Source organism: Amycolatopsis oliviviridis (assembly GCF_014654365.1).
Taxonomy (GTDB): domain Bacteria; phylum Actinomycetota; class Actinomycetes; order Mycobacteriales; family Pseudonocardiaceae; genus Amycolatopsis; species Amycolatopsis oliviviridis.
This window is the reverse complement of the sequence record NZ_BNAY01000005.1, coordinates 512,999-528,215: the sequence shown is the minus strand read 5'-3', so window position 1 is coordinate 528,215 and position 15,217 is coordinate 512,999. Positions and strand designations below refer to the sequence as shown.

The 15,217-nt window shown below is 68.3% G+C and carries 17 protein-coding genes; 10 read left to right on the top strand and 7 right to left on the bottom strand.

Annotated features, from left to right (window positions below):
- Positions 1-32: 32 nt before the first annotated feature.
- From rlmB to IE302_RS24195, 3 genes are all read left to right on the top strand, one after another.
- Entirely contained in the window at positions 33-989 is a 957-nt protein-coding gene (gene rlmB / locus IE302_RS24205) for a 23S rRNA (guanosine(2251)-2'-O)-methyltransferase RlmB (RefSeq protein WP_191256751.1), read from the top strand.
- Between the two features lie 100 nt (positions 990-1,089).
- On the top strand, positions 1,090-2,523 hold the full coding sequence (locus tag IE302_RS24200; RefSeq protein WP_191256750.1) for an MBOAT family O-acyltransferase: 1,434 nt from the start codon (positions 1,090-1,092) through the stop codon (positions 2,521-2,523).
- A 12-nt stretch (positions 2,524-2,535) separates the two neighbouring features.
- Entirely contained in the window at positions 2,536-2,880 is a 345-nt protein-coding gene (locus IE302_RS24195) for a hypothetical protein (RefSeq protein WP_191256749.1), read from the top strand.
- Here IE302_RS24195 and IE302_RS24190 read toward each other — a convergent pair.
- A complete protein-coding gene (locus IE302_RS24190) occupies positions 2,877-3,578 on the bottom strand; it encodes an alpha/beta fold hydrolase (protein WP_191256748.1) in 702 nt (233 codons plus the stop codon). The genes IE302_RS24195 and IE302_RS24190 overlap by 4 nt on opposite strands.
- A gap of 87 nt (positions 3,579-3,665) precedes the next feature.
- Here IE302_RS24190 and IE302_RS24185 point away from each other — a divergent pair, with 87 nt between their 5' ends.
- From IE302_RS24185 to IE302_RS24165, 5 genes are all read left to right on the top strand, one after another.
- Positions 3,666-4,226, top strand: a complete 561-nt coding sequence (locus tag IE302_RS24185; protein ID WP_191256747.1) for a TetR/AcrR family transcriptional regulator — start codon at positions 3,666-3,668, stop codon at positions 4,224-4,226.
- Complete coding sequence (locus IE302_RS24180) at positions 4,223-4,798, top strand: transglutaminase-like domain-containing protein (protein WP_191256746.1); 576 nt, start codon at positions 4,223-4,225, stop codon at positions 4,796-4,798. Before IE302_RS24185 ends, IE302_RS24180 begins: the two co-directional genes overlap by 4 nt.
- Positions 4,799-4,977: 179 nt before the next feature.
- Entirely contained in the window at positions 4,978-6,024 is a 1,047-nt protein-coding gene (locus IE302_RS24175; protein ID WP_191256745.1) for a hypothetical protein, read from the top strand.
- Between the two features lie 40 nt (positions 6,025-6,064).
- Entirely contained in the window at positions 6,065-6,703 is a 639-nt protein-coding gene (locus IE302_RS24170; protein WP_191256937.1) for a hypothetical protein, read from the top strand.
- Positions 6,704-6,769: 66 nt separating this feature from the next.
- Entirely contained in the window at positions 6,770-7,453 is a 684-nt protein-coding gene (locus tag IE302_RS24165) for an HD domain-containing protein (RefSeq protein WP_191256744.1), read from the top strand.
- Between the two features lie 22 nt (positions 7,454-7,475).
- On the opposite strand, the gene IE302_RS24160 is transcribed toward IE302_RS24165, so the two are convergent.
- The 6 genes from IE302_RS24160 to IE302_RS24135 form a co-directional block, all read right to left on the bottom strand.
- Complete coding sequence (locus tag IE302_RS24160; RefSeq protein ID WP_191256743.1) at positions 7,476-8,126, bottom strand: class II aldolase/adducin family protein; 651 nt, start codon at positions 8,124-8,126, stop codon at positions 7,476-7,478.
- Between the two features lie 2 nt (positions 8,127-8,128).
- Positions 8,129-9,577 (bottom strand): FGGY-family carbohydrate kinase, encoded by a 1,449-nt coding sequence (locus tag IE302_RS24155; protein WP_191256742.1) that lies wholly within the window; start codon positions 9,575-9,577, stop codon positions 8,129-8,131.
- Entirely contained in the window at positions 9,574-10,608 is a 1,035-nt protein-coding gene (locus IE302_RS24150) for a 2-hydroxyacid dehydrogenase (RefSeq protein WP_191256741.1), read from the bottom strand. The genes IE302_RS24155 and IE302_RS24150 overlap by 4 nt, the downstream gene beginning before the upstream one ends.
- 62 nt (positions 10,609-10,670) lie before the next feature.
- Positions 10,671-11,126 carry a ribose-5-phosphate isomerase gene (locus IE302_RS24145; protein ID WP_005165292.1) on the bottom strand — a complete coding sequence of 152 codons (456 nt, stop codon included), beginning with the start codon at positions 11,124-11,126 and terminating at the stop codon, positions 10,671-10,673.
- Positions 11,127-12,812 carry a dihydroxyacetone kinase family protein gene (locus IE302_RS24140; RefSeq protein WP_191256740.1) on the bottom strand — a complete coding sequence of 562 codons (1,686 nt, stop codon included), beginning with the start codon at positions 12,810-12,812 and terminating at the stop codon, positions 11,127-11,129.
- The gene (locus IE302_RS24135) at positions 12,809-13,495 is read right to left on the bottom strand and encodes an HAD family hydrolase (protein WP_191256739.1); all 687 of its coding nucleotides are present in this window, start codon (positions 13,493-13,495) and stop codon (positions 12,809-12,811) included. The genes IE302_RS24140 and IE302_RS24135 overlap by 4 nt, the downstream gene beginning before the upstream one ends.
- Before the next feature lie 77 nt (positions 13,496-13,572).
- Here IE302_RS24135 and IE302_RS24130 point away from each other — a divergent pair, with 77 nt between their 5' ends.
- Positions 13,573-14,190 (top strand): histidine phosphatase family protein, encoded by a 618-nt coding sequence (locus IE302_RS24130; RefSeq protein ID WP_191256738.1) that lies wholly within the window; start codon positions 13,573-13,575, stop codon positions 14,188-14,190.
- Positions 14,191-14,195: 5 nt separating this feature from the next.
- Entirely contained in the window at positions 14,196-14,990 is a 795-nt protein-coding gene (locus tag IE302_RS24125) for a DeoR/GlpR family DNA-binding transcription regulator (protein ID WP_191256737.1), read from the top strand.
- The last annotated feature ends 227 nt before the right edge of the window (positions 14,991-15,217 follow it).

The window sequence follows — 15,217 nt, the reverse complement described above, 5'->3', positions numbered from 1 at the left end:
TACTCGGTTTCTAGCTCAAGGAATTCTCACTCATGGCAGGCAACTCCCGGCGCCAGGGCGCTATTCGCAAGCCCGGCACGAAGAAGGGTCAGGTCGTCGGCTCCGGCGGCCAGCGCCGGAAGGGCCTCGAAGGCAAGGGCCCGACGCCCAAGGCCGAGGACCGGCCCGGGCACAAGGCGTACCGCACCGCCAACGCGCGTGACCGCAAGGAACAGGCCCGGCAGAAGAAGGCCGACAAGCCGGAGCTGATCGCCGGGCGCAACCCGGTGGTCGAGGCGCTGCGCGCCGACGTCCCGGCCACCGCGCTGTACGTCGCGATCAACATCGAGATCGACGACCGCGTCAACGAGGCCGTCCGGCTCGCGGGCGACAAGGGCATCTCGATCCTGGAGATCCCGCGCGAGGAACTCGACCGCAAGACCAACCGGGCCATGCACCAGGGCCTGGGCCTGCAGGTGCCGCCCTTCCAGTACGCCGACCCGCACGACCTGATGGCGGTGGCGAAGGACTCGGGCCAGACCCCGCTGTTCGTCGCGCTCGACGGCGTCACCGACCCGCGCAACCTCGGCGCGGTGATCCGGTCGGCCGCCGCGTTCGGCGCGCAAGGTGTCCTCCTACCGGAACGGCGCAGCGCGGGGATGACCGCGGTCGCGTGGCGGACCTCCGCCGGCACCGCCGCCAAGCTGCCGATCGCCGTCGCGACCAACCTGACCCGTCAGCTGAAGGCGTGGAAGGAGGCCGGTCTGATGGTCGTCGGCCTCGACGCGGACGGCTCGGTCGACATCGACGAACTGGACCTCGCGGCGGATCCGCTGGTCATCGTGCTCGGCTCGGAAGGCCGCGGGCTTTCCCGGCTCGTGCGCGAGACCTGCGACGCCACGGTGTCGATCCCGATGTCCGCCGGTGTCGAGTCGCTCAACGCTTCGGTCGCGGCCGGGGTGCTGCTGGCCGAGGTGGCGCGGCGCCGCCGTATCGCGGGACGTGTCTGACCCCGCACTTCGTCACACGCAGTTCATCGACACCGGGCGGGGGTCTCAGGCTAAGGTCACCAGCGGATAACGCGTAACCGCCCTGGGGGACCCCGCACCGATGTCGTTCATTTCGCCACTGTTCCTGTGGTACTTCATGCCGGCGGTACTGCTCGCCGTGCTGCTGTGCCCACGCAGCTGGCGGAACGGCATCGTCGCGGTCGGCAGCCTGATCTTCTACGCCACCGGCGCCGGTCCGTACACGCTGGTGCTGCTGGGCTGCATGGTGGTCAACTACCTGGCCGGGCCCGCGCTGGAGCCGAACGCGTGGGACCTGCAGAACAAGCGGCGCAAGCGGCTGCTGCTCGGGGTCATCGGCCTCAACGTCGGCATGCTGCTGATCTGGAAGTACGCGGGGTTCGCGACGCAGCAGATCGCGGCCGTGACGCACTGGTTCGGCGGCGGATTCCCGGTGGCCGACCTGGTCATCCCGATCGGCATCTCGTTCTACACGTTCCACCACATCTCGTACGTGGTGGACATCTACCGCGGTGAACGCCGCGCGCTGCGCAACCCGGTGGCGTTCGCCGCGTACATCGCGATGTTCCCGCAGCTGGTGGCCGGGCCGATCGTGCGGTACCGCGAGATCGCCGACCAGCTGCCGCAGCAGCGGTCACACCGCCTCGACGACATCGCCGCCGGTTTCCCGCGTTTCGCGCTCGGGCTGTGCAAGAAGACGATCATCGCGGACTCGCTCAGCCCGATGGTGGACGCCTGCTTCAACACGCCACCGGATCAGATGACCTTCGCGATCGCCTGGCTCGGCGCGATCGGGTACACGCTCCAGCTGTTCTTCGACTTCTCCGGATACTCCGACATGGCGATCGGGCTCGGGAGGATGCTCGGTTTCCGGCTCCCGGAGAACTTCGCGCGGCCGTACTCGTCGGTGACCATCACCGAGTTCTGGCGGCGCTGGCACATGTCGCTGTCGCGCTGGTTCCGCGACTACGTCTACATCCCGCTGGGCGGCAACCGCACCGGCGCCGGGCACACGTACCGGAACCTGTGCATCGTGTTCGTGCTGACCGGGTTCTGGCACGGCGCGCAGTGGACGTTCCTGATCTGGGGCGTCTACCACGGCGCGCTGCTGATCGTGGAACGCGCTTTCGGCTACGACGTCACCCCGAAGACCCAGGCCGCCCGCATCGGCCGCCGCGCGCTGACGCTCGTGCTGGTGGTGTTCGGCTGGGTGTTCTTCCGCGCCAAGGATCTGCCGCACGCGCTCGGCATGATCGGGCACATGGTGCTGCCGGACTTCACCGGCCTCACCGACGTCGTCGAAAGCGCGGTGACCAACCAGCGGCTGCTCATCCTGCTGTGCGCGCTGGCGATCGTGTTCCTGCCCGCGCATCCGGTGACCGGGCCGCTGCTGGAGTCGTCCCGTAGCCGCCCGGCGACGGCGCTGCGGATCGGCGTGATGACCGTCGGGCTGGTGTACGCGGCCATCCTGATCGCGACCGGGACGTTCAGCCCGTTCCTCTACTACCAGTTCTGAGGGAGCCCGCGAATGTCCGATCTAGCCAGCCAGCCCGGGGTGATCCCCTACGTCGACAACCACGACGGCGAGCGCCGCCTGCTCACCGTCGACGTACGTCCGTTCCCCACCATGAGGCAGACCTATGTGCCTTTCGTGAGCATCGACGGCAGGCAGTACGTGGTCTCGTGGGGTTCGGTCACGTTCGAGGTTCCCGCCGACCGGAACGTCCACGTCAGCGTGCATCTCCAGACCAACTACGGGGCCGGGTCCAGTGCGACCTCCTTCGCCTCGATCGTCTTGGCTCCGCATCAGGGACCGGTCCGGCTGGCCACCCAGCTCACCAGCCAAGGCGGTTCGATCCTGCCGGTCGGCTAGCTCGGGCGGATGACCGACGGAAGGCCGCGGGCCGCGTCGAGCACCAGCTGAGCGAATTCCTTGCCGCGCACCATCGGCAGGTAGTGGCCAGCCTGGGGAACGGTGATCAGCCTGCCGTCGGCGCAGGCGGCGAGGAAGCGGCGTTGGTGGCGGCGGAAGTGGTCGCGTGAGCCGTTGATCAGCCAGACCGGGCCCGGGTAGGTACCGAGTTCGGCGAGCACGTCGAAACCGGCGAGGGCCTCGGCGACGCCCGGGATCACCTCGGTCGCGATGCCACCGCCGATCACGGCCTCGGCGATCTTCGGCGGCAGCGCGGTCCGGAACTGACGGCGGCTGAGTCCTTCGCCGCGATCCGGGAGCCGCATCAGGACCTTGTGCGCGAGACCGAAGAGCACCTCCAGCGTCTTGTCCGGCAGATACGTGGAGCCCGCGACGACGAGCCCGGCCACCCTTTCCGGGTGCCGCGCGGCCGCGGCCATCGCGACGTATCCGCCGAGGGAATGCCCGACGACCAGGGCGGGCTCGTCGATGGCCTCGGCGACGGCGTCGACCGCGCCGTCCAGGGTGAACCGCTCGCCCCGGCGGCTGCCGTGGCCCGGCAGATCGACCGCTTTCGCGGGATGACCCAGCAGTTCGAGTTGTTCGGACCAGGCGGCACCGCTGAGCCGGATGCCGTGGACGAAGACGACGGGGACCATGGACGACCTCCTGAATGCAACGCACCGTTGCGTTGCAAAGTAGCCCTCTTCAGAATGCAACGCAACGGTGCGTTGTATTCTCTGGTCGTGAGCACGCAGAACGGTCCGCGCAAGGCCGAGGCGATCTTCGCCGCCACCCTCGAACTGCTGGCCGAGCACGGCTACGACAAGCTCGCCATCGAGGCCGTCGCCGCCCGGTCCGGCGTCAACAAGACGACGCTGTATCGGTGGTGGCCTTCAAAGGACGCGCTACTGGCGGCGGCGCTGCGCGATTCGGGACTGTTCGCCCTCGACGTCCCGGACACCGGGAGCCTGCGCGGCGATCTGCTCGCCGTGTCGGCACACATCCTGCGGCTGCTGACTTCGGAACAGACCTCGCCCGCCGTCGTCGCGACCCTCACCGCCGGGCCACGCCGTCCGGAACTCGGCGAGGTCGCACGGAGTTTCTTCGCCGATCGCATGGCGCGCGAGGAGCCGATCTTCGCCCGCGCGACCGCGCGGGGCGAACTGCGCGACGGCGTCGATCCGGTCCTGGTGATGGATCTGCTCGCGGGGGCGATCTGGTTCCGGCTGCTGCTGCGCGGCGGCGAAGCCGGCCCGGAATTCCTCGAAGACGCCGTCGACGCCGTGCTGGACGGAGTCGCGTGAAAATCCCGCTGAAGATCGAATCCGAGCGCCTCGAAGACTATCTCGTCGCCGACGCGGTGATCGATCACGACCATCCGCTGATCCGCGAAACGGCTGACAGACTGTCACCGACCGGCGGCACCGAAGTCGACGTGATTCGTTCGATGTTTCACTTCGTGCGCGACGAGATCGCCCATACGGTGGACGCCGCCGATGCCCGGGTCACCCTTCTGGCCTCCGAGACGCTAAGGGAGCGGGTCGGTCTTTGCTACGCGAAGGCCCACCTGCTGGCCGCTTTGCTGCGCAGCCAAGGCATCCCTGCCGGGTTCTGCCATCAGCGGATCGGCGTTCTGCACGGGCTCAACGGCGTGTACCTCGCCGGCCTCGACCGGTGGATCCGGCTCGACCCTAGGGGCAACAACAACGGCGCGGACGCCCACTTTCCTTTCTTGCAACGGAATTCGCCGGAGGATGAGCGGCTCGCCTGGACCCTGGATCCCGCCGAGGGCGAGATCGACTTCCCCACGGTGTACACCGCGCCGTCTTCGGCGGTTGTCGAAACACTGTCGTCGGCGAAGCCCGGCCCCGCTTGATATGAAGGGATCCTCCCGCACTCTCCGTGAGCGGTTTTCTCCTGTTTCGGGGAAACCCCGGTGCCGAATAAGGTATAGCCGTGCGTCACGTTCGCTGTTGGTACCTTTCCCCCGAATTTCTTATTTCGACATTGTCACGATGCGCGTAGAGTAACTCCCCGCACTCGAACAGATACGCAATGCGTTCGTCCGTTCGAGTGCGGATCAAGGAGGTGAACCCCGTGCCCGCGGAAGCCGACCGGCTCCGCCGTACCCCACTGCAAGAGATCTTCTGGACCAGGACAAGCCTGCTGCTCACCGTACTGATCGTCGTCGCGGGCCTCAGCCTGTGGATCTCCAGCACGATGGATCCCGGCGCCGGCAAGACGCTGCTCACTTCGCTGGGCACCGGCACGCTGATCTCCGCGGTGGTCGGCTTCGGCCAGACCCTGATCACCGCCACCGCGTCACAGCGCGCGATGGTGACCCCCGTGATCGAGGAAAGCCGCCGCGCGCTGGAAGCGCTCAGCGCCGAATACCGTTCGCTCAACAAGGAATTCTTCCCCACCCACGTCTTCGAGGCGACCACCGATCCGGATCCGCTGTTCAACCGGGTCATGACCGAAGACCTCGACGTGACCAGGCACTACTTCTTCCGAGGGTTCTCCGCCAGGCACGCCGCGGCCCGTTTGCTGTTGTCCCGCACCGAAAGGGAGCTTCGCGTGGTCATCGCCGACCCGCGGGACGAGGGCGCCATCAGTGGCAGGGCGCGCTATCTCCTCCGCAGCGAGGAAGCGGGAATGGACTACGAGACGATCCAGGCCAGGCTCGACGACGAGATCAGCATCGGCCTGGTCGGACTGTTCCTGGCGCGTGGCCGGTGCTCGCTGGTGGACATCACCGTCGTCGCCGATCCGCCGCTGGACCGCCTCGAAGTGTTCGACGAGAGCGTATGGGTGACCTTGTACAGCGACATCCGCGGCGCGACCACGCTGTATCCGCGAACGCTGCGGTTCAGCGAAGGTTCCTTTCTGTACAACAAGGAACGGTCCGAGTTCCTGCGGATTTCCCAATCCCGTTCCGGACGGCACTTCCGCATCTCCACCACCACGACGAGGACGGATTTCCTCGCCCTGTACGAAAAAATCACCGGATCTCCACTTTCCGAAGAGAACTTCCTGGAGCTGGAAGGGAAATTCCACGCCTTCCGGAAGGAGTTCACCAAACTCGCCGAGTTGAACCCCTGACTTCTCGGCGTCGCAGAGCACTAGATTTGAGGAGCTGATGTTGCTCACTCGCTTGTCCCCCCTCACCCGGCTCTCCGCGCTGCTCCGGACCACGGACCTGCCACTGGCGCAGCACTGGCAGATCGTCGACGAGATCTTCCGGGACTGGACGTCAAGACCCGACCTGCGCGACGATCTCCGCCGTCACCTGGATTCGCTGAGCCCGGACGAGGCGAGCGCGGTACTCGAACGATCCCGGGAGACCACCACCCATTTCGCCTGGTGCCTGCTCGATTCCCCGACGGACCCCTTTTCGGTCTGGTTGCACGAGTACAAGGCACCGGCGGACTGGCGTGAGGGTTACGCCGATTCCGTGCACAACCACAGGTATCACTTCTGCACCACGATCCTCCGCGGCAACTATGTCCACGAGCGGTACTCGACCTTGCGTGACCAACTTTCCGGATTGATCACATCGGTTCGGTTACGACGTAGCACGCTGTGTCAGACGGGGTCGGTAGGCGTCATGTACGCGGACGAGTTCCACCGCATTCCCGAAGCCACCGAAGGGACTATGACGTTTTTGGTGAAATCACGCCCCGTAAGCGAGTTCAGTCTTTCCTATGACCCGAAGACCGGAATAGGGCACCGTCACGTTCCGGTGGAGGTCCGATTGGGGGATCTGGCCGGGCGCATCTAACTACACACCGCCGTCGAAGGCGCATACCATTACTCCACCCGTCTGTAAACGGGATCGGAGAGGTGTATGCGCGCGCGAAAGAGCACGATTCCTTCCCAGACCATCGACGCCGTCGAGCATCGCGTCCGGCAACTCTGCTGGCGTTATGCGGACAAACTGCAGTTCCACGGCTGGCACCACGTGAGTTTCGTCCGGGCCAAGGCCGCGGGGTTCGCCGAACACAACGGTGCGGACCGCACCGTCGTCGAGGTGGCGGCACTGGTGCACGACGTGAACTACATCGTGCTCCGGAACTCCCCCGCGGCCGCCGGGCGAGACCTCCGGATGGGCATCCTGCGGGAATGCGGGGTCGAGGACACCGTCGCCCGGTGGATCGACGAACTCGTCGACGAGGCCGAAATGGCCACCAGAGGCCGGCACATCTCGCTCGAAGCACAGGCGTTGAGCGACGCCGACACGCTGTTCAAGGCGCTGCCGGTGACGCCTGTCGTCCTCGCCCACCGCTATCTGCGGGAAAACGGGCTGAGCCTCCGCGAGCTCGCACACAAGATCGTCGGTGAGCAACGCGATGTCCACGACAGCGGCTACTACTTCTACAACCCCAAGGCCGCGGAGAACTACTCACGATGGGCGTTGGCGAATCTTCAGTTGTGGCAGTGCATCAAGGAAGCGGTCGACGACCCGACGGTCGTCGAACTCCTCGACGCGGTGCACGCCGTGGATCTCGAAGCCGAGCCCGCGGCCTCATAGGCGCTGTCTCCTGGCCGGCGGTCTAGCGCTGGCCGTAGCCGCGGAGCTTCTCCACGACGTGCTCGATCTCGGCGGGCGGGAGCAGGTTCGGGGTTCCCGCCGCCCGGGCCGTCAGCCAGACCTGGCAGACCCATTCGAGCTGCTGTGCCCGGCTGTACGCGGCGCTGAGACTCTCGCCGAACGTCGTGGTGCCGTGGTTGGCCAGGAGACAGCCTCGGCGGCCCTCCAGGGCTTCCAGCATGGCTTTGGCGAGCTCTTCGGTGCCGTACGTCGCGTAGGACGCGACGCGGGCCGTCGGGCCGATCGCAGCGAGCATGTAGTGGATCGGCGGCACCTCGGTGACGAGAGTGGAGACGGCCGTGGCGTGCACGGAATGCGTGTGCACCACGGCGGAGATCGCCTTGCCTTCCGGATCCACCGCGTCCCGGTACACCGTGAGGTGCATCGGGAGTTCGCTGGTGGGTTTGAGGGAGCCTTCGACGATCTCGCCGTCGAGGCGGACCACCGGCACGTCCTCCGGACGCAGCCCGGCGTAGTCGACCCCGGTCGGGGTCACCGCGACGAGCTCGCCTTGCCTCGCGGAGACGTTCCCGGACGTGCCGACCACGAGTCCGTCGGCGGTCATCCGACGGGCGAATTCGCAGACCGCCAAACGCTCCTTGGCCAGGATCACCCTCACAACCTCCACAGTCCACGAGCCGCGGCCAGTGAGGCCTGGTAGTCGGCGTAGCCCTGCTCGTAGAAACTTACGTTCCCGGGCCTGACCTCGACGACGCGGGCGCTCTCCGCCCACAGTTCCCTGTCGACCGGTTCGCCGAGCGCGTCCGCGGCGACGATCACCGCGCCCCGGGCGCCGACCCCGGGATCGCCGGGGATCACGATGGGACGGCCGAGAACGTCGGCGAAGATGCGAGTCCACTCAAGTGAGCGGACCCCGCCTCCGCAGGCGTACAACGTGCCGGTGAGCCCGGCCGCGTCGAAGCAGTGCTTCGCCGCGTAGGCGATCGACTCGCACAGCGCGCGGACGACGTCGCCACGTTCGCTCTCCAGGCTCAGCCCAGAGAACTGCGCCCTCGCCGAGGCGTCGACGAACGGCGCTCGCTCTCCGGACGCGGAGAGGAACGGCAGTGCGCGAACACCTCCCGCGCCGGGTTTACTGGTGTCGAGCAGGGAGCCGATCTCCTCGACCGCGATCCCGAACAGACGGCACACCCAGTCGATTCCCGCGGTGCCGACCATCGCCGGCATCGCCCGGAGGAACTCGCCTTCTTCCGGGGTGCAGAGGAACATCCCCGCGGGCTCGCCCTCCGGATCGAACACCGCCGAGTCCGTCAGGACCTGGCAGGCGAGCGTGGTCCCGGCGGTGAGGATGCCGTCGCCCGCCCGTCGCACACCGGCGCCGATGGCGCTCGCGGGCAGGTCGAACGGCCCCGCCGTGACCGGCAGCCCGACGGGAAGACCGAGCAGCCCGGCCCCGCGCTCGTCCAGACGGAACACGGTCTTCGGCGCCGCCGGCTCCGCGAAGAGACTTCGGCGATGGGAGAGACCGACGGCCGCGATGGCGCCTTCGTCGTAGTGCCGGGTGGCCGGGTTGAGGAAAGGCAGTGAAGCGTCCGACGCGTCGACGGTGATCTCGCCGGTCAGCCGTTGGAGCACCGCGTCGACGCAGTAGCCCGCCACCGCGGCCCTGTCGAGCGACTCCGGCTCGCGAGTGTCCAAAAAGGACATGATCGCCGCCGCGCTGCCGGGGAACATGCCCGACGCGGTGCGGCGGAACACTTCCCTGGTCACCCCGGCTGCCTGCCATTCGGCCAGCAGGGAGTTCGCCCGCCCGTCGAGCCAGGAGATCGCGGGCCGGACGGCCTCTCCGGCTTCGTCGCGCAGCCACAGGCCGTCACCCTGGCCGGTGAGCGCCAGCGCGGTGACCGGACCGTCGAGTCCGGCGGCGACCTCGCGCACCACCGTCGCCACGGTGCCGAGTACCTGGTCGAGGTCTTGTTCGACCAGCCCTCCCGGCAGGTGGTGCACCTCGGACGTGGTGCACGCGCTCGCCACGGACATCCCGGCCTTGTCGAAGACGACCGCCTTGGTCAGTGACGTGCCGATGTCGACGCCGATGATCATGGCCGCAGAACCTCGGGATTCGCCAGATTCGCGAGTGCCTCCCCGCGGGAGTACCGGCCGACCTCGGCGGCGACGATGCTCGCCGCCCGCTCCGCCGTCTGCCTGCTGGCACCGGCGAGATGCGGGGTCGCGATCACGTTCGGCGCGTCCCGCAGGGCCCAGTCGGCGGGCGGCGGCTCGACGTCGTACACGTCGAGCGCGAGCGCGCCGAGCCGTCCCGAGCGCAGAGCCTCCGGCAGCGGGGAGTAGTCGAGGAGGCCGCCGCGCGCGGTGTTGACCAGGACCGCGCCTCGGGGCAGCAGCGCGAGTTTGGCGGCGTCGATCAGGTGGCGGGTCTCTTCGGTGAGCCGGGCGTGCAGGCTCACCACGAAACTGCGGCGCAGCAGCTCGTCCAGTCCGACGAGCTCCGCGCCGTCGGCACTGATGCGAGCGGGGTCGGCGAACGGGTCCGAGACCAGCACCTTCGCACCGAACGCGACGAGCACCTTGGCCACTCGCGCGCCGATCGCGCCGTAGCCGACCAGGCCGACCGTGGTCCCGTCGAGTTCGAGGCCGGTCTGGTCGTAGGCGTAGTAGTCGCCGCGCCAGGTCCCGCCCAGCAATTCGGCGGAGGACGTCGAGATCCGGCGCATCGCGGCCAGGATCATCCCGACCGCGAATTCGGCGGCGGCACCGGCGTTGCGGCCGGGCGCGTAGGTCACCGCGACACCTGCCTCGGTGGCCGCGGCGAGGTCGACGTTGACCGGGCCACCCCGGCACACCGACACGAGCTTGAGGCCCGGCGCGGCCGCGAACACCTGCTTGGTGAAGGGCGCCATCTGAGTCACCGCGACCTCGGCGCCGGCCAGGGCCTCGATCACCTGCTCCTCGGTGCCGCTGGCCTCGTGCACGTTCGCGACCGGGCCGAACGGCTCCACCGGCCACGGCAGGGTCAGTTCCGAGAACTGGTGCCCGGCGCCGATCTCGGCACGGACGGCGTCGGCCAGCAGGCCGGTGCCGACGAAATGGTCTCCCGCAGCGAGTATCCGCAACTCTGCGTCCTCTCTCCGTGCCCGCACTCGGGCAGTTCTGATGAACTTGCTCGTGCTCGGCTCTAGTGAGCTTGCTCGTATTCGGTGATGTGCGCGACCTTGCTCGCGCTGGCCGAGGCCGGGTCGAAGCGGTAGCCGACCCATTCGGCGACGATCTTCTTCGCCAGTTCCGGGCCGATCGCCCGCGCGCCGAAGGTGATCACCTGGCAGTCGTTCGACTTGACCGAACGCTCGGCCGAGTAAGAGTCGTGCGCGACCGTGGCCCGGACACCGGGAACCTTGTTCGCCGAGATGGCCATCCCGATCCCGGTGCCACAGACCAGGACTCCGCGATCCGCCTCGCCTCGCGCGATCGTTTCCGCCGCCGCGAGCCCGAGCAACGGGTACGCCTTGTCGTCCGATCCGTCGGCGACACCCAGGTCGGTGACCTCGTCCACCCTGTCGTCGGCGAGGAGCAGGTCACGCAGCTGGTCCTTGAGTGCCACCCCGGCGTTGTCCGCCGCCACCACGATCCGCATTCAGTCTTCCTTTCCCAGCGCCTGGCCGACCGCGGTGACGAGCAGCGCGAACGAGGTGGCCCCGGGATCGGGGTGCCCTTTGCTCCGCTGCGCCAACCGCGCCGCCCGTCCCTTGGCGGGCAGCAGGTCCGCCGTGGCCTCGGCCGCGCTCACCGCGACCTGGGCCGCTTTCTGCCAGGCCTGCGGGACATCGGCGCCCGCCTCGGCCTGTGCGCGCAACGCCAGCCGGAACGGCTCGATGGCGTCGAGCATGGTCTTCTCTCCGGGCTCGGCCTTGCCCAGTTCGACGAAGGCCGCCACGGCACCGTCCACGGCGTCCGCGAGCACTTCCGCGGTGACCTCGTCTCCGGACCGGCCCTGGATTCCGGCGCCGGTCTCGGCCAGCAGGACTCCGTACAGCGCCCCGGAAGCGCCGCCCGCCGCGTCGGCGAACGCCGTCCCCGCCGCCAAGAGCGCTGTCGACGGCGAATCCCCGTCTCGCCTCGCGGCGGCCACCGCGGCCCGTATCCCCCTGGTCATGCCCAGGCCGTGGTCACCGTCGGCGGCGACCGCGTCCAACCGGCCGAGTTCGGCTTCGCTGGCTTCGATGACGTGCAGAGCCGCCGTCAGCGCCCGGTCCACGATGCCTTGCCCTGGCTCGGTCTCCGCCAGCAACGAGTCCACTGTGGACTCCAGTGGGATCTGGGCCAGCGCCGCACCGGTGCTCCGGTAGCCCGGGGTGTCACAGGGTGCGGCGTAGAGCTCGGCGAGTTCGTCGTCGAGCACCAGGATCGACAGCGAGACTCCGGCCATGTCGAGCGACGTGACGAATTCGCCGACCTCGGTGTGCAGCGGGCTGAGCCCCGCCTCGGCGAGCCGCTCGTGCACCCGGGTGTAGGTCGCGAACATCTCTTCGTATTTGGTGCGGCCCAGCCCGTTCAGCAGGACCACGACGCGTCCGTCGCCCTCCGGCAGTTCCGGGAGGAGGCCGTCGACCAGCTCGTCGGCCAGCTCGCGGGCGCTCAGCCTGCCGACGGTGCGCACGCCGGGTTCGCCGTGGATACCGAGCCCCAGTTCCATCTCGCTCTCGCCGACGGTGAACAGCGGGGCGGACGCGCCGGGCAGGGTGCACCCACCGAAAGCCACCCCGAAGGTCCGGGTGTTCGCGTTCGCCTTCTCCGCCACCGCGTGCACGGCGGCCAGGTCGTCACCGCGTTCGGCGGCGGCACCAGCGATCTTGAAGACCAGGAAGTCGCCCGCGACACCGCGACGCCGTTCCGGCGCGTCGGCGGGACCGCTGGCGATGTCGTCGGTGACCAGGATCGTGCGGCTCTCGACGCCCTCGGCCGCCAGCCTGCGCGCGGCGAGCCCGAAGTGCAGGACGTCGCCTTGGTAGTTGCCGTAACCGAAGAGCACTCCGGCGCCGCTCTCGGCGGCTCGCGCGGTGCGGTAGACCTGCTCAGCGCTCGGGCTGGTGAACACGTCACCCACCACCGCGCCGTCGGCGAGACCGGGACCGACCAGGCCGGCGAACGCGGGATAGTGCCCGCAGCCACCGCCGATCACCACCGCGACCTTGCGTTCGGCTTCTTCTCGACGCAGTACTCCATAGGCGCCGGGGACCTTGCGCACCGAACGCCCGTAGGCGGTGACGAACCCGTCCAGCCAGTCGCGTTTGAACGTCTCCGCGGCACCCAGGACCGTCATCGCCCGCTCGCCTCCGCGAGTTCACCGGACAGGTACGCGAGCAGCTTGCGACGCACGTCGTCGTTGTTCTCCGCGACCGCGGCGGCCAGTTCCAGCGCGTCCGGCTTCGGCGGGTACACCGGATTCGGCAGCGCGATCACGGTGAGCCCGGCCGCGGCGGCGGCGCGGATGCCGTTGCTGGAGTCTTCGACGCCGAGGCACTCCTCGCCGGACCGACCGAGCCTGGCGGCGGCTTCGAGATAGACGTCCGGACTCGGTTTGCCCCTGGCGACCTCGGCACTGGACACGGTCGCGCTGAACTCGCCGGTGAGGCCGTGTTTGTCGAGGACCGCGTCGATCACGCGGCGGGCGGCCGACGACGCCAGCGCGACCGGGAACTTCGCGCTCACCTCGCGGACCATTTCGCCGGCGCCCGGCAGCAGGGGCGCCTCTCCCGCCTCGATCGCGGCGATCATGCCGTCCACCACGGCCCGCTCGACGTCGGCCGCGCTTTCCGGCGTGCCGGACCGCTTCGCGAGGTACGCGGCCCATTCGGGCGCGCTCATCCCCTGTACGGACGCGGTGTCCTCAGCGGTCCATTCGGTCCGGTGCCGGGCGGCGTACGCCACCCAGTTCTCCTCCCAGAGGTGTTCACTGTCGACGAGGACACCGTCCAGGTCGAACACCACCGCGGCGAGTGCCATCCGGCATCTCCTTTCACATCGATGCTGTTAAGTTAACATCGATGATGTGATCTGGACAAGCCCCGAGGAGGGATCCCGTGTTCGCACGGTTGTTAGTGGCACGGCACGGCCAGACCGAATGGCATGCCGAGAACCGGTACGCGGGCAGCAGCGACGTCGCGCTGACCGAGGAAGGACTCAAGCAGGCGGACGAGCTCGCCGGATTCGCCGCGGCGGCCCGGCCGACCGCGGTGTTCTGCTCACCGCAGAGCCGGGCGCGTCGCACGGCGGAGCCGTCGGCCAAGGCCCTGGGCCTGCCGCTACGAGTGGTCGACGAATTGCGTGAAGTCCACTTCGGACTGATGGAGGGACGCACCAGGGACGAACTGGCGGCGACGGATCCCGATGCGGTCGCGAGGTTTCTCGCCGATCCCGTGACCGGCGCCTTCCCCGGTTCGGAGCCCACGGCGGACGCGGCCGCCCGCGGAGCGAAGGCCCTGCGCGGGATCGCCGCCGAAGCGCCGGGCGAGACCGTGCTGGTCGTCGCGCACAACACCCTGATCAGGCTGACCTTGTGCGCACTGCTCGGCATCCCGCTCGAGACCTACCGCACGGTGTTCCCGCGGCTGGACAACGCGGCCGTCACCGAGATCGCGATCGACGGCACACGCACCGGCCTGCTGCGCCTCAATCAGCCGGCCCGCACGCGATACTGAACCCCATGAGCGATGAGAAGACGGCCGGTGCGAGCGCACACTCTCGTAACACGCGGCAGCGGCAGATCACCGAACACGTCTTCGCGTCCGGCTCCGCCACCATCTCCGACCTGGTGGAACTCACCGGCGTCAGCACCATGACCGTGCACCGGGACGTCGACGAACTGGCCAGGCAGGGCCTGCTGCGGAAGTACCGGGGCGGCGTGTCCGCCATGCCGTCGACGGTGTTCGAAAGCAACGCCGACTACCGGATGAACGTGCATTCGGAGGAGAAGGCGGCGATCGCCGCGCACGCGCTCGCCCGCGTCGAACCGGGGATGTCGATCCTGCTCGACGACTCGACGAGCGCGCTCGCGCTGGCGAAAATGCTGCACCGCGTCACGCCGCTGACCGTCGCGACGAACTACCTCGGCGCCATCGAACTCCTCAAAGGCGTTCCCGACCTGCGGCTCATCTGCATCGGCGGCGACTACTCGGCGACCCACGACTCGTTCCTCGGCATGCAGAGCCTCGAAGCGATCGAACGGATCAACGTCGACGCGACCTTCGTTTCGACCTCCGCGATGAACACGCGGATGACCTTCCACCAGGAGCCGGAGATCGTGATGCTGAAGCGCGCGATGCTGGCCAGCGCCCGGACGAAGGTGCTGCTGATGGACCACAGCAAGACCGAACGCGCCGCGCTGCACCGGCTGGCGCCGCTGAGCGATTTCGACGTGCTGATCGTCGACGACGGCGTCGAAGACCACCTGGCCGAGGAGATGCGGAGCCAGGTGGAAGTGGACGTCGCGGAGCTCTGAGGGGTGAGCCGACCTCTCGCCGAAGTACCTGAATCACAGCTCGCCAGGCACGCGGTCCTGCCGAAACGCGTTGCGAAGGTGGCTTTCACAACCTTCAACGTTGTGAAAGCCACCTTCGCAACACCTTCGAGCCTCCACACCCACGAGGACCTCAAGACCCGGAGTGAAGGGGACTTTCCACTCGTGCAATGAGGGGAAAGTCCCCTTCGCCCGGCCCGGGCGCGCGA